This window comes from Kocuria oxytropis (assembly GCF_040981195.1).
GTDB lineage: Bacteria > Actinomycetota > Actinomycetes > Actinomycetales > Micrococcaceae > Kocuria > Kocuria oxytropis.
Genome location: NZ_JAVFXA010000011.1, coordinates 77,277 through 91,465, shown reverse-complemented (window position 1 = coordinate 91,465; position 14,189 = coordinate 77,277). Strand labels below are relative to the sequence as shown.

Below are 14,189 nucleotides of genomic sequence, written 5' to 3'. Positions count from 1 at the left end.
AGTTCTGTTTGAAGTTCCGTGTGGCGCAACTCGGTTCTGTCTGGTTAGAGTAGCCCCTGACCCCGCCAGTGGCGCAAATCACGTCGTCACGGCGACTCACCGAGGAGGAACTCATGCAGGGACGACGGATGCTGGGCACGATGGGCGTCGCAGCGGTCATGACGGCGGGACTGGCGTCCTGCTCCGCGGAGGCGGGAGACGGCGCGCAGACGGTCTTCCGTGTCGCCTTCAACCAGGACATCGACCACCCGCAGGCGCAGGCGCTCACCGAGCTCTCGGACGAGCTCGAGGCCCGCACCGAGGGCCGGTACGCGCTCGAGCTCTACACCGACGAGACGCTGGGCGACCAGGCGGCCACCATCGAGCAGGTGCAGTCGGGCACCATCGACTTCGCGGTCGTGGCGGGACCGCTGCTGGAGAACTTCGAGCCGGACTTCTCGACCGTGAACCTGCCCTACCTCTACGAGTCGCCCGAGCACCAGCTCTCGGTGCTCAACGACCGCGAGGTCGTCGGGGAGCTCTACGACACCCTGATCGACGACGACATCCAGGTGCTCACCGCCTACCACGGTGGGGTGCGCAACGTGTACTCGAGCGAGGGCCCGGTCGAGACGCCCGCGGACCTCTCGGGGCAGAAGATCCGTGTCATCGGCTCGGACACGAACGTGCGCATGATGGAGCTCATGGGCGGCGTGGGCACGCCGATGGCCCAGGGCGAGGTCTACACCGCGATCCAGTCGGGCGTGCTCGACGGTGCGGAGAACAACGAGCTCATCTACTCCTCGCTCTCGCACGACGAGATCGCCCCGTACTACTCGCGCACCGAGCACCTCATGATGCCCGACTACCTGGTCTCGAACCCGGGCGTGTGGGAAGGCATTCCGGAGGAGGACCGAGCGGTGTTCGAGGAGCTGCTCACGGCGTCGGTCGACACCGAGCTGGAGCTGTTCGGCACGGCGGTCGACGAGGCCACCGCGGCCGCGGAGGAGGCCGGCGCGCAGTTCAACGACGTCGACGTCGAGGTGTTCCGCGACGCCGTGCAGCCGCTCCACGAGGAGAGCGTCACCAGTGACCTCGCCCGCTCGGTCTACGACGCGATCGAGGCGGCGCGCGGCTGATGGCCACCAGGGAACTCATGACCACCGCGCGGGCCTGGCTGGACGGTGCGCTCCGCGGCATCTGCGTCAGCCTCTTCGCGCTGCTGGTGCTGCTGGTGGCGTGGCAGGTCTTCACCCGCCTCGTGCTCGGCCAGCCGAGCGCCTGGTCCGAGGAGGCGGCGCGGCACACCTTCGTGTGGGTCAGCCTGATCGGCATCGCGATCGCGGTCGGGGAGAAGGCCGACGTCATCATGGACTTCCTCGTCGAACGTCTGCCGGTCGCCGTCCAGCGCGGCGCCGACGTCGTCGCGTACCTCTCGACGCTCGCCTTCGTGCTGTACGTGATGGTCTTCGGCGGCTTCCAGCAGTCGGTCCTGGCATGGGGGCAGCAGAATCCGCTGCTGCCCCTCACGCAGGGCCAGCTCTACCTCGCCCTGCCGGTCTCCGGAGCGCTGCTGACCGTCTACCTGACGATCCACCTCGTGGGCACCTTCTTCCCCGGCTACCAGGGGCACGTGGGTGTCGACGAAGACCTCGAGGCGGCGGCGCTGTGATCGATCCCGGCACCATCAGTGCGATCCTGATCGGCGGTCTCGTGCTGCTGCTGGCGGTCGGCGCACCCGTCTCCATCTCCATCGGTCTGCCGTCGGCGCTGTGCATGCTGCTGATCGTCGACTTCGACCGGGGTGCGATCACCGCTGCACAGCAGATGGTCGGCGGGGTCGACTCGTTCGCGCTGCTCGCCATCCCGTTCTTCGTCCTCGCCGGCGTGATCATGAACACCGGCGGGATCGCGGAGCGGCTGATCAACCTCGCCCGCGTGCTGGTGGGGCGCACCCCCGCGCCGCTGGTGCAGACCAACGTGATCGCCAACGCGATCTTCGGCTCCGTCTCCGGCTCCGCCGTGGCCAGTGCGGCGGCCATCGGCGCCACCATGTCCCCGATGCAGCGACGGTCGGGCTACGACCGGGCCTTCAGCGCGGCGGCGAACATCGCCTCGGCTCCGGCCGGCATGCTGATCCCGCCGAGCAACACCCTCATCGTGTACTCGCTCGCCGCCGGTGGCACGTCGATCGGCGCGCTGTTCGTGGCCGGCTACGTCCCGGGGTTCCTGTGGGCACTGGCCTGCGGGGCCGTCGGCTTCGTCTACGCGCGCCGGCACCCCGAGCTGCGGGGCGAGCCGTGGCCCGAGCTCTCGGTGCTCCTGGCCACGCTGTGGCGTGCGCTCCCGTCCCTCGGCCTGATCGTGGTGGCGATCGGGGGCATCGTGGTCGGCTTCTTCACGCCGACCGAGGGCTCGGCCGTGGCCGTGGTCTACTCGCTGCTGCTCTCGTTCCTCTACCGCACCATCGCGGTCAAGGACCTGCCGCACGTGCTGTTCGACGCCACCCGGACGAGCGCGATCGTGATCTTCCTGATCGCGGTCTCGACGATCATGTCCTACGTCATGACCTACGCCCGGCTGCCGCAGCTGATCGCCGAGTCGCTGTTCGGGTGGACCGACTCGAAGGTCGTCGTGCTGCTGATCATGATGCTCGTGCTGCTGCTGATCGGCATTCCGCTCGACCCGACGCCGGCGATCCTGATCTTCACGCCGATCTTCCTGCCCATCGCCGTGTCCTACGGCATCGACCCGGTGCACTTCGGCATCGTGATGGTCTTCAACCTCTCGATCGCGGTCATCTCACCGCCCTCGGCGCCCGTGCTCTTCGTCGGCGCCCAGGTCGCGAAGATGAAGCTCGAGCCGGTCATCGTCAAACTGGTGCCGTTCCTGCTCGTGCTGGTCGCGCTGCTGTTCGTCATCGTCTTCGTCCCCCAGCTGTCCCTGTGGCTCCCGGGCCTCATGGGCCTGCTCTGACCCCCACCGGAAGGAAACACCATGACCGCCGTCCACGGCCCCACCTCGCCCGAGCAGATCCCCGGCGCCACCCAGCAGCAGCTGCGCGACCGCTACCTCGTGGAGGACCTCTTCGTCCCCGGCAGCGTCCGCACCGTCGTCACCCACTACGACCGCGTGGTCGCGGTCGGCGCCGTGCCGACCGACGCGCCGCTGGCGCTCGAGGCCGTGCCCGAGATCCGCAGCGACCAGTTCCTCGACCACCGCGAGATCGGCATCGTCAACATCGGCGCGGGCGGCACCGTCGTCGCCGACGGCGTACGCCACGCGATGGCGACCGGCGCGTGCCTCTACCTCGGCCGCGGAGTCCGGGACGTCTCCCTCGAGTCCGACGATTCCGCTGCTCCCGCCCGCTTCTACGGCTTCTCGGCGCCGGCGCACACCACGTACCCGACCGCGCTCGTCGAGCCGGGACGGGGCACGGTGCGCGAGCTCGGCGACCCGCTGACCTCGAACCGCCGCACGCTCAACCAGTACATCCACGAGAACGGGGTGCGCAGCTGCCAGGTGGTCATGGGCGTGACGCAGCTGCACCCCGGTAGCATGTGGAACACGATGCCGGCGCACACGCACGACCGCCGCACCGAGTTCTACGTCTACTTCGACGTGCCCGAGGACGCCCGCGTGGTCCACCTCATGGGCGAGCCGTCCGAGACGCGCCACATGCTGGTCGGCGACGGCGGGCTGGTGCTCTCGCCGTCGTGGTCGATCCACTCGGGCGTGGGAACATCGAACTACTCGTTCGTGTGGGCGATGGCCGGTGAGAACCAGTCCTTCGACGACATGGACGGCGTCTCGATCGTCGACATGAGATGAGGTGGCCATGACCACGGAGCCCCGGGCGCTCGACACGAGACCGGCGCCCTCGGCGGGAGCGAGCGAGAAGACGTTGCGGGTGCTCGAGGCCGCGATCCTCTACGACCGCTTCACCGACATCGTGGAGGAGACCGGGCTGGCCAAGGCCACCGTGCACCGGATCCTCGCGACGCTCGTCGAGCAGAAGTTCATCACCGGTGACAGTGACCGCGGCTACCACCCGGGCTCCCGTTTCCTCGGCATCGCCGGCCGCGCCATCTCCCGGCTGGACATCTCGTTCATCGCGGAGCCGATCGTCGAGGAGCTCGTGCGCGAGGTCGACTGCACCATCCACGTCGGCGTCGTCAACGGTTTCGAGATGGTCTACGTCATCCGCAAGGACTCGTCGAAGCCCTATCGGATGGCCTCCCGGGTGGGCCTGTCCATGCCGATGCACTGCTCGGGCATGGGGAAGGCCGTGCTCGCACACTGGCCGCGCGAGCAGGTGGACCGGCTGATCGCCGAGGTCGGCCTGCCGGCGCGCACCGACAGGACCATCACGGACGCGGAGCGGCTGCACACCGAGCTCGCCGAGGTGCGCCGGCGCGGCTACGCTCTCGACCTCGGTGAGAACGAGCCCGGCACCGTGTGCGTGTCCGCGCCCATCCGTGACCACCTCGGCCACGTCACGTACGGCCTGTCGATCTCGTCGATCGCGCTCGAGCACCCGGATTCCAGCATCGAGCAGTTCGCGCCGCAGGCGATCAGGGCCGCCGACGCCATCTCCCGGGCGCTCGGCTCCTCGGTCGGCCGCGCCGGCGAGTAGCGCGGCGGCGCGCGGATCAGGTCGGCAGACATCCCGGTGGGCGACGCCCGCCGCCCACCGGGGTGTGCTTCGATGGGGTTCATGGAGCCGAGCAGCCGGAAGGACCTGTGGGCCGCCGTCCACGCCGAGCGGACGCGGCTGGCCGAGGACCTGGCCGGCCTGGACGAGACGCAGTGGGCGCAGCCGTCCCTGTGCGCGGGGTGGACCGTGGAGGACGTCGTCGCCCACCTGACCGCCGCCGCGAGCCTCGGCCGGTTCCGCTGGCTCCGGAGCATGCTGGGCGCCCGCTTCGACGCCGGCCTGCACAACCAGCGGCGCCTCGAGGAGCACCGGGGCGCCACCCCGGCCGAGACGCTCCAGCTCTTCCGCGCCGTGGCCGGGAGCACCATGGCCCCCTCCAAGGACACCGCGGCGTGGCTGGGGGAGGTCGTGGTCCACGGCCAGGACGTCCGCCGCCCGCTGGGCCTGCCGTCCGTGCCGCCGGTCGAGGTCGTCACCGCGGTGGCACGCTTCTTCGTGCGCAAGGACTTCGCGGTGCCCAGCCGCAGCGCCGCGCGGGGCCTGCGCCTGGTGGCGACCGACGGCCCCTTCGCCTCCGGCTCCGGGGCCCTGGTCAGCGGGCCCACGCTCGCGCTCGTCATGGCGCTGGCCGGCCGCGCGGCGTGCTGCGACGAGCTCACGGGGGAGGGCGTCCCGCTCCTGCGGTCCCGCTGCCCGGCCGGATAAGCCCTCCGCCGGACTCACCGGCTCCTCCCGAGACCACGGCATGGATGCGCCCCTGACGTGGGAACCGGCGAGTCCGGCGGGGAAGGGATGGCCGGATCTGTGGGGAGGTGGTCCGTTGGGACGGTGTCGGGACGGGCGCGGGTGCGAGAGGCTGAGGAGCAGGGGCCGGCCCGGGGCGGGCCCGCACGCCACCACGCACCCGCGCAGAGGAGACACCGTGCCCGAGACCATCGCCGGCATCACCGTTCCCGAGTCGACCCTCGTCCGCGAGACCACCGAGCTGGTCCGGCGGGCCGCCGACGAGAGCCTGTTCCACCACTCCCGCCGCGTCTTCCTCTTCGGGATGCTCAAGTCCGCCGCGCGCGGGGTCGAGGTGGACCCCGAGCTCGCCTACGTCGGCGCGATGTTCCACGACCTCGGCCTCACCGACGAGCACCGCACGAAGAACCAGCGCTTCGAGATCGACGGCGCCGCCGCGGCCCAGGCGTTCCTGCGCGACCACGGCCGCTCCGCGGAGGAGGCCCGCACCGTGTGGCTGGCCATCGCCCTGCACACCACCCCGGAGATCCCGCTGCACCTGGCGCCCGAGGTCGCCGTGGTCACCCTGGGCGTCGAGACCGACGTGCTCGGCCTGGAGCTGGACGAGATCTCCGAGGAGCACCGCGCCGAGGTCGTCGCCGCCCACCCCCGGCCGGACTTCAAGAACCGGATCCTCCGCGCGTTCTACGACGGCATGGCCGACCGCCCCGGGACCACCTTCGGCACCATGAACGACGACGTGCTCGCCCACTTCGACCCCGATTTCCACCGGGAGGACTTCGTGCGGATCATCCAGGAGAACGCCTGGCCCGAGTGAGGGCGCGTGACCCCGGCCGACGCCGCGGCGCGCCCGGAGCGGTAGCGTGAGCACGTGCTGAACCGGTCCCGGCGTGTGGTGTTCCTCGTCTTCGACGGCGTGAAGATGCTCGACGTCGCCGGGCCCGCCGAGGTCTTCGCCGAGGCCACCGGACTGGGCGCCGACTACGTGCTCCGCTACGCCTCGCCGTCCGGGGAGCCGGTGCGCACCTCCGTCGGCGCCCTGCTGCCCGTGGACACGGCCGTCCCCGAGCTCACCGACGTCGACACCCTGGTCGTGGCGGGCGGGGACGGGCTCGTCACCGAGCCGCTGCCCGAGGCCCTGGTCGAGGCGGTCCGCTCCGCCGGGCCCGGCGCCCGCCGGCTGGTCTCCATCTGCACCGGGTCCTTCGTCCTCGCCGCCGCGGGGGTGCTCTCCGGCCGGCGGGCCACCACCCACTGGCGCCACGCCCCGCTGCTGGCCCGCGCGCACCCCGACGTCCGGGTGGAGCCGGACGCCCTGTTCGTCGAGGACGGCGGGGTGTTCACCTCGGCCGGGGTCTCGGCCGGCATCGACCTCGCCCTCGCCCTGGTCGAGCGCGACCACAGGCCGGAGCTCGCCCGGGAGGTCGCCCGCGGCCTGGTGATGTTCATGCAGCGGCCCGGCGGCCAGTCCCAGTTCTCCGCCCCGCTGCAGGCGCCACCCCCGCGGACCCCGGTGCTGCGCGCCGCCGTCGAGCGCGTCCGCGCGCAGCCCGCCCTGGACCACAGCGCCGACGCGCTGGCCGCCGCCGTCGGCGTCAGCCCCCGGCACCTCGCGCGGCTCTTCGCGGCCGAGCTGCAGATCTCCCCGGCCAAGTTCGTCGAACGGACCCGCCTGGACCACGCCAAGAGCCTCCTCGACGCCGGGCACGGGGTCGCCGAGACCGCCCGCGCCGCCGGCTTCGGCAGCACCGAGACCCTGCGCCGGACCTTCGGGGCGCGCTTCGACGTCTCGCCCAGCCAGTACCGGGCCCGGTTCGGCGGCACCGGCGCCGACCGGCCCCGGTGAACGACGCCGCCGCTCCGGCGCGGTGACACCGTTGTGCCGCGCGCGGGGCAGGAGGACCATGGAATCCCGGTCCGTCCGCGCTCCAGGAGGTCCCGTGGCCTACAAGCTCTTCCCGCACCTGCCCGTCGCGGACCTGGAGCGCTCGCGGTCCTTCTACCAGGCCCTGGGCTGGCGGACGGCTCCCGGCACGGTGGAGGGGCACAGCCTGGTCCTGGACCTGGGCGAGGCCTTCGGCGTCACGCTCGTCGAGCGGCGGGGCGGCCGGCCGGCCGCCGCCCGGGACCAGCGGCTCGCGGACCCCTGCGGCGCGGTGACCGGCTGCTGCACCCTGGTCGTCGACATCCCCGAGGACGTCGACGTCCTGGCGGACCGGGCGGTGGCCGCCGGCGCCGCCGCGGAGGACCGCGCGGACGACCACCACACGAGCCGCCGGACCTTCGCCGACCCGGACGGCCACCGGTGGACCATCGTGTGGCTGGATCCGCTGCTGACCACCCAGGAGTGAGGCGGCCCGGGGGCCGGCACTCCGCCTCCGCGCCGCCGTCGGGGCGGAGGGGCTCCCTGCGGCGGCGGGGCCCCCCTCGTTGCCGGGGACCAGAAGGGGCGGTCGGCGGTACGCTGGATTCACAAGATTCACAAGATTCACAAGATTCACCGAGGTTCACAGGAGGAGCGTGCAGAATCCCTTCCGCCCCACGGCAGGAGCCTCCCCGCCGGAGATCGTCGGCCGCGCCGGGGTCCTGGACGAGTTCGCCTACGGGCTGCGTCTGCGCTCGGGGGCTCCGGGGCTGCTGACCGTCTTCACGGGAGCCCGCGGCGTGGGCAAGACCGTGATGCTGGGGGCGGCCGAGGACCTGGCCCGCACCCAGGGCTGGGCCGTCGTGTCCGAGACGGCGACCCGGGGCTTCACGGGACGCATCGGCCACGCCATGCGCCGTCTGGCCGACGAGCTCGGCAGCGGCCCCCGCGGCCGGCGGCTCACGGCCGTCACGGCGGCCGGGTTCGGCTTCACCACGCAGCTGCCGCCGGAGCAGCAGCTGGAGTGGCGCGAGGAGGGCCTGCGGCTGCTGCGGCTGCTGGAGGAGCAGGAGACCGGGCTGGTCCTCACCGTGGACGAGATCCACGCCGCGGACCGGCAGGAGATCGTCCAGCTGGCCGCGGACGTGCAGCACTTCATCCGCGCGGGCCTGCCCATCGGCCTGCTCTTCGCCGGTCTGCCGGCGGCCGTCTCGGACCTGCTGAACGAGGGGGTGGCCACGTTCCTCCGCCGCGCCGACCGGATCGACCTGCACGCGGCCGCGATCGACGAGGTCCAGCGGTCCTACGTGGAGATCTTCGCGGCGGGCGGCTTCACCCTGGACGAGGGCCGGGCCCGCCGTGCCGCCGAGGCCACCGGTGGCTATCCGTTCCTGATCCAGCTCGTGGGGTACTTCCTGTGGCAGGAGGCGGAGCGGGTCCCCTCCGCGGTCACGGACGAGATGGTGGAGCAGGCGGTGGCCGCCGCGCACCGCCGCAACGAGCGCGTGGTCATCGAGGCCGCGCTCTCGACGGCCTCCCCGCGGGACCTGGACTTCCTCCGTGCCATGGCCCAGGACGACGGGCCCTCCACCGCCGGGGACATCGGCGCCCGGATCGGGGCCAGGCCCAACACCGTGGGCAACTACCGGACCCGGCTGATCGACGCCGGGCTGATCGAGCCGGCCGGGTACGGGCTGGTGCGCTTCGCCATTCCCGGGCTGCGCGAGCACCTGCGGCAGCGCCCGCAGCAGGGGGCTCGGGCGTAGCGCGTACGCACCGACGTCTCCGGGGTTTTGCATCCGCGTGGGGAGGGCGCCGCCTGCCATTCACCCGTGCTCGCCAGACTGGCGGCGGCCGGCCACGGAGCCGGCCGTTCCCGCCGATCAGGAGCTCGTCCGTGAACACGACCCCCCGCACGTTCCGCCCCGCCTCCGCCCGCCCGATCCGCCCGATCCGCACGACCACCGGCGCCGTGGTCCTCGGCCTGTGTGCCGTGCTGCTCGCCCCCGGCGCCGCGACCGCGGCCCCCGCCGCACCCGCGGCCCCCGCCGCACCCGCAGGGCCGGCCGACGGCGCCGACTGGGTCGGGACGGCCTACCGGGGCACCGTCGACGTCGTCGAAGGCCCCGACGAGGACCAGGCGGTGCTCGACGGCACCGTCTTCGACGACCGGGACCGCGACTCCGCCCAGGACCGCAACGAGCGCGGCCTCGGCGGCGTGACGGTGACCAACGGCCGCGACGTCGTCACCACCGACAGCCAGGGCCGCTACGAGCTGCCGGCCTACGAGAACATGACCGTCTCCGTCACCCAGCCGCGCGGCCGGCAGGTGCCGGTGGACGAGGACAACGTGGCCCAGTTCTTCTACCACCACCTGCCCGAGGGCTCCCCGGACCTGAAGCACGGCGGGATCGCCCCGACCGGCCCGCTGCCGGACGCCGTGAACTTCCCGCTGGCGAAGTCGAAGGCCACGCAGTCCCCGGACCAGAGCTGCGTGATCGGCGGGGACATCCAGACCTACACGCAGGAGCAGGTCGAGCACGCCCGCAACGGCGCGTTCACCGATCTGGCCGCCCGCGAGGACTATGCCGGGTGCGGCGCGCTGTTCATCGGCGACGTCGTGGGCGACGACCTCTCCCTGTACCCGCAGACCCGCGAGCTGACCGGGATGCTCAACGGCCCGGCCCGCTTCCTGCCGGGCAACCACGACCTCGACTTCGACGCGACCGACAGCGAGCACACCTTCGACACCTTCCGTGCCCGGCTCGGCCCCGAGTACTACTCCTACGACGCCGGCAAGGCCCACGTCGTCGCCCTGAACACGGTGGAGTACCCGGTCCCCGGCGGGTACAACGGGTCCCTGGACGAGCGCCAGCTCGAGTGGCTGCGCAACGACATCGCCCAGGTCCCGGAGCACAAGGTCATCGTGCTGGCGGCCCACATCCCGCTGCTCGACTACGCCGACCAGGGCTCGGCCAAGCACCAGGTGGAACAGGTCCGGGAGGTCTACGAGATCCTCGAGGGCCGGGAGGTCGTGGCCCTGGGCGGGCACACCCACAGCATCGAGAACCTGCGCGAGGGCGACCGGATGGCGGGCTGGTCCGAGGTCTTCGGCGTCGACGGCCTGCCGTTCACCCACATCACCGCGGGCGCGATCTCCGGGGACTGGTACTCCGGGCGCACCCTGCCGGAGGGCTATCCGCTGGCCGTCCAGCGTGACGGCGGGATGCCGGGCGTGCTGACCCTGGACATCAGGAACACCCGGGTCGAGGAGCGCTTCACCGTCCGCGGCGAGGACTCCGCCGAGCAGATGTCCCTGGGGCTCAACACCCCGCGCTACCGCGCGTGGTACGCCGAGAACGTGGACGACAAGGGCTCCGCGCCGGCGTTCGAGGACGCGCTGACGGTGAGCCGGGAGGACCTGGCCGGCACCAGCTGGCTGACCAGCAACGTCTGGATGGGCAGCACCGGTTCCACGGTGGACGTGCGGATCGACGGCGGTGCGCCGGTCGAGGCCGTGCGCACCCAGCCGATGCAGGGCGAGGGCCAGCGCGTGGGCGCCGAGTGGTCCGACCCCTCGGCCGTGCAGGAGCAGCTGGTGCACGGCGGCAGCCTGGCCGACCGTTCCATGCACCTCTGGCGCCTCGAGCTGCCCGCCGACCTCGCCGCCGGCGAGCACACCGCAGAGGTCACCGCGACCGACGTGCACGGCCGGGAGTTCGCCGAGACCCTGACCTTCCAGGTCACCGGATAGCGCCATGGACCCTGTCCGGGCCGATCGGCCCGGACAGCGGTGGTGCCGGCGCCCCTGCCCGCGGGCGGGAGCGCCGGCGCCGCTGTGCGCCGGGCGGCGTCATCCGCGGCGGTAGGCGTGCCCCATCTCGGTGTGCGACCAGCGGGCCTCGATTCGGGGGTCGCCGCTGTGCCGCACGGCCTGCGCGGTCTCCCGGTCCAGCTCGCAGCGCCACTCCTCGATGGTCAGCAGGTCCGAGGACCGCAGCAGGGGCTGGCGGTAGATGTTCAGCGCCCGGGCGACGTCGCCCTGTTCGAGTGCGGCCCGCAGCTGCCGGAGGTCGCTGGTGACGGAGCCCGGATCGGCGAAGCGGTAGGGGCCGGTGGTGATCACGGGCCCGAGCCGGCGGCGGGCCCGGTGGATCTCCGTGCGGACCGTGCCCGGCGTGCCGTCCTCGCCGTAGAGCTCGTAGGCCATCTCCTCGGCGCTCCACCCGCGCTCGCGCAGGCTGAGCAGAGCCAGGATCTCCGCAGAGCGCGTCGGCAGGACGAACCAGTCCCCGCCGCCCACCCGGGCCGTCGCCGGTTCGGCGAGCAGACGCAGCTCCAGGGACGGGGTTCCGGACGTGCCGGCGGCTCCGGGGCCCGGGGTCGTCTGGGCGGCGAGCAGGGTCTCGACGACGCGCGCGGCCGAGCGCACCAGCCCCCTGGTGTCCGGGGTGGCGGTGCCCCGGGGCCCGGACAGGTCGATGACGCCGAGGACCTCTCCGCTGCCCGGGCGGCGGACCGGGGCGGACGTGCAGTCCCAGGCGTTGTGGGACAGGGCGAAGTGCTCGGTGCCCCGCAGCTCCTCCGCGGACCCGCTGCGCAGCGCCTGGGCGATGGCGTTGGTGCCCACTCCGTGCTCGTCCCAGCCGGCGCCCTCGACGAAGCCGAGCCCGTCGGCGCGCGCCAGCGGGGAGCGTCCGCCGCGCCGCCACAGCACCGTGCCGTCGGGCCCGGTGAGGACGGCGACGCGGGCCTCGGCGGCGTCGCGGACGACGCCCAGGAGATCGGCGACGACGTCGACGTGCGCCCCCAGCGGGGACCGCGCCCGCAGCTGCGCGACCTCGTGGTCCGGGAGCACCTCCCGCGGGCCGTCCAGGTCGCGGGACATGCCCAGGGCGGCGCACCGTTCCCAGGCCGAACGCACCCGGTCCGGTGTCCTGGCCGATCCGCAGCTGTCCACAGCGCGCTCCTCCGTCCTCGGCGCCCGTCCCGATCCCACGCTGTCCCTCGTGCTCTCCCGGTGTCCCGTGCGATGCAACGCCGGGGAAACCCCCGTGGCCGCACAGTGGTGACACGCATCACATCGGACCCTATGCCACTGGGCGTCCTGCGTACACCGAGGAGGAACCATGACCACGATCGACACCGGCGTGGGAGCCGGCACGGACACCGCCCGCTCCTGGCTGGCCGCCCTGGGGGACGCCCTCACGGCCGGCGACGCCGAGGCGGCGGCGGAGCTGTTCGAGGAGGAGGGCTTCTGGCGCGACTTCCTGGCGTTCACCTGGAACCTGAAGACGCTGGAGGGGCGTGAGCAGATCTGCCGGATGCTCGCGCAGACCCTGCCGCACGTCCGGCCCTCCGGGTGGGAGGTCGAGGGCGAGCCCACCACGGCGGACGGGGTGACGCAGTGCTGGGTGCGCTTCGAGGCCTCCGCCGGATCCGGATGGGGCTTCCTCAGGCTGCGCGACGGGAAGGCCTGGACATTCCTGACCACGCTGCAGGACCTGCGCGGGTTCGAGGAGCGGAAGGGCCCGCGCCGCGACCGCGGGGTGGTCCATGAGATCACCCGGGAGCGCACCACGTGGCTGGAGCGGCGCCGGGAGCGGGAGGAGGCCCTCGGCCGGACGGAGCAGCCGTACTGCCTCGTCGTCGGCGGCGGCCAGGGCGGGATCGGCCTGGCCGCGCGGCTGGGCCGCCTCGGCATCCCCACGATCGTGGTGGACCGGCACGAGAAGGCCGGGGACGCCTGGCGCAACCGCTACAAGTCCCTGCACCTGCACGACCCGGTCTGGTACGACCACATGCCCTACCTGCCGTTCCCGGACGACTGGCCGGTGTTCCCCGCGAAGGACAAGGTCGCCGACTGGCTGATGCACTACGCCGACATCATGGAGCTCACCTACTGGTCGCGGACCGAGTGCCGCTCGGCCGAGTGGGACGAGCGGTCCGGGACGTGGAGCGTCGTCGTGGACCGCGACGGGGAGGAGATCACGCTGCACCCCACGCAGCTGGTCTTCGCGCTGGGCGTCTCCGGGTACCCGAGGATCCCCGACTTCCCCGGCGCCGAGACCTTCCGGGGTGCGCAACACCACTCCTCCGCCCACGCCGGCGGCGACGACTGGTCGGGCAGGCGGGCCGTGGTCATCGGCTCGAACAACTCCGCCCACGACATCTGCGCGGACCTCTGGGAGCACGGGGCCGAGGTCACCATGGTCCAGCGCTCCTCCACCCACATCTCCCGCAGCGAGTCGCTCATGGACCTCGTCCTGAAGCCGCTCTACTCGGAGGAGGCGCTGGAGGCCGGCATCACCACGGAGCAGGCGGACATGCTCTTCGCGTCCTGGCCGTACCGCGTCCTGCCGGACGTCCAGCGGCCGGCGTTCGAGGAGATGGCCCGCCGGGACCGGGAGTTCTACGACGCCCTGGAGGCGGCCGGCTTCGACCTCGACTTCGGCGAGGACGGCTCCGGGCTGTTCCTGAAGTACCTGCGGCGCGGCTCCGGGTACTACATCGACGTGGGCGCCTCGCAGCTGATCATCGACGGCCGGGTCCGGCTGGCCTCCGGGCAGGTCGACCACCTCACGGAGGACGCCGTGGTGCTCGACGACGGGACCGAGCTGCCGGCCGACCTCGTCGTCCACGCGACCGGCTACGGGTCCATGAACGAGTGGCTCGCCGACCTGATCTCCCCGGAGGTCGCCGACCGGGTGGGAAAGTGCTGGGGCTACGGCTCGGGCACCACCCGGGACCCCGGGCCCTGGGAGGGCGAGCTGCGGAACATGTGGAAGCCCACCACGGTGGAGAACCTCTGGATCCACGGCGGGAACCTGCACCAGAGCAGGCACTACTCCAAGTACCTCGCCCTGCAGCTCAAGGCCCGGATGGAGGGTCTCCCCACCCCGGTGTTCGGGCTGGAGGAGTCCCACCACCCCCGGTGAGCCGGTC

At 72.5% G+C, this 14,189-nt stretch carries 13 protein-coding genes; 12 read left to right on the top strand and 1 reads right to left on the bottom strand.

Going from position 1 to position 14,189, the window contains the following annotated elements:
- The first annotated feature begins 113 nt into the window (after positions 1–113).
- The 11 genes from QYM41_RS12435 (at position 114) to QYM41_RS12385 (ending at position 10,998) form a co-directional block, all read left to right on the top strand.
- Positions 114–1,118 carry a TRAP transporter substrate-binding protein gene (locus tag QYM41_RS12435; RefSeq protein ID WP_368800076.1) on the top strand — a complete coding sequence of 335 codons (1,005 nt, stop codon included), beginning with the start codon at positions 114–116 and terminating at the stop codon, positions 1,116–1,118.
- Positions 1,118–1,651, top strand: a complete 534-nt coding sequence (locus tag QYM41_RS12430; RefSeq protein ID WP_368800075.1) for a TRAP transporter small permease — start codon at positions 1,118–1,120, stop codon at positions 1,649–1,651. Before QYM41_RS12435 ends, QYM41_RS12430 begins: the two co-directional genes overlap by 1 nt.
- The gene (locus tag QYM41_RS12425) at positions 1,648–2,955 is read left to right on the top strand and encodes a TRAP transporter large permease (protein WP_368800074.1); all 1,308 of its coding nucleotides are present in this window, start codon (positions 1,648–1,650) and stop codon (positions 2,953–2,955) included. The genes QYM41_RS12430 and QYM41_RS12425 overlap by 4 nt, the downstream gene beginning before the upstream one ends.
- A 21-nt stretch (positions 2,956–2,976) precedes the next feature.
- Positions 2,977–3,810: a 5-dehydro-4-deoxy-D-glucuronate isomerase gene (kduI, locus tag QYM41_RS12420; protein ID WP_368800073.1), complete on the top strand. Its 834-nt coding sequence runs from the start codon at positions 2,977–2,979 to the stop codon at positions 3,808–3,810.
- Positions 3,811–3,817: 7 nt separating this feature from the next.
- Positions 3,818–4,615, top strand: a complete 798-nt coding sequence (locus QYM41_RS12415) for an IclR family transcriptional regulator (protein WP_368800072.1) — start codon at positions 3,818–3,820, stop codon at positions 4,613–4,615.
- Between the two features lie 81 nt (positions 4,616–4,696).
- Entirely contained in the window at positions 4,697–5,341 is a 645-nt protein-coding gene (locus QYM41_RS12410; RefSeq protein WP_368800071.1) for a maleylpyruvate isomerase family mycothiol-dependent enzyme, read from the top strand.
- 217 nt (positions 5,342–5,558) lie between these two features.
- Positions 5,559–6,197, top strand: coding sequence for an HD domain-containing protein (locus QYM41_RS12405; protein ID WP_368800070.1), 639 nt, complete (start codon positions 5,559–5,561; stop codon positions 6,195–6,197).
- Positions 6,198–6,251: 54 nt separating this feature from the next.
- On the top strand, positions 6,252–7,226 hold the full coding sequence (locus QYM41_RS12400; RefSeq protein WP_368800069.1) for a GlxA family transcriptional regulator: 975 nt from the start codon (positions 6,252–6,254) through the stop codon (positions 7,224–7,226).
- A 94-nt stretch (positions 7,227–7,320) separates the two neighbouring features.
- Positions 7,321–7,731, top strand: a complete 411-nt coding sequence (locus tag QYM41_RS12395) for a VOC family protein (RefSeq protein ID WP_368800068.1) — start codon at positions 7,321–7,323, stop codon at positions 7,729–7,731.
- A gap of 169 nt (positions 7,732–7,900) precedes the next feature.
- Entirely contained in the window at positions 7,901–9,010 is a 1,110-nt protein-coding gene (locus tag QYM41_RS12390) for a DUF8462 domain-containing protein (RefSeq protein ID WP_368800067.1), read from the top strand.
- A gap of 131 nt (positions 9,011–9,141) precedes the next feature.
- On the top strand, positions 9,142–10,998 hold the full coding sequence (locus QYM41_RS12385; protein ID WP_438612598.1) for a calcineurin-like phosphoesterase C-terminal domain-containing protein: 1,857 nt from the start codon (positions 9,142–9,144) through the stop codon (positions 10,996–10,998).
- A 99-nt stretch (positions 10,999–11,097) separates the two neighbouring features.
- Here QYM41_RS12385 and QYM41_RS12380 read toward each other — a convergent pair whose 3' ends face one another.
- Complete coding sequence (locus tag QYM41_RS12380; RefSeq protein ID WP_368800066.1) at positions 11,098–12,168, bottom strand: GAF domain-containing protein; 1,071 nt, start codon at positions 12,166–12,168, stop codon at positions 11,098–11,100.
- A 205-nt stretch (positions 12,169–12,373) separates the two neighbouring features.
- Here QYM41_RS12380 and QYM41_RS12375 point away from each other — a divergent pair, with 205 nt between their 5' ends.
- A complete protein-coding gene (locus tag QYM41_RS12375) occupies positions 12,374–14,182 on the top strand; it encodes a flavin-containing monooxygenase (RefSeq protein ID WP_368800065.1) in 1,809 nt (602 codons plus the stop codon).
- Positions 14,183–14,189 lie beyond the last annotated feature (7 nt).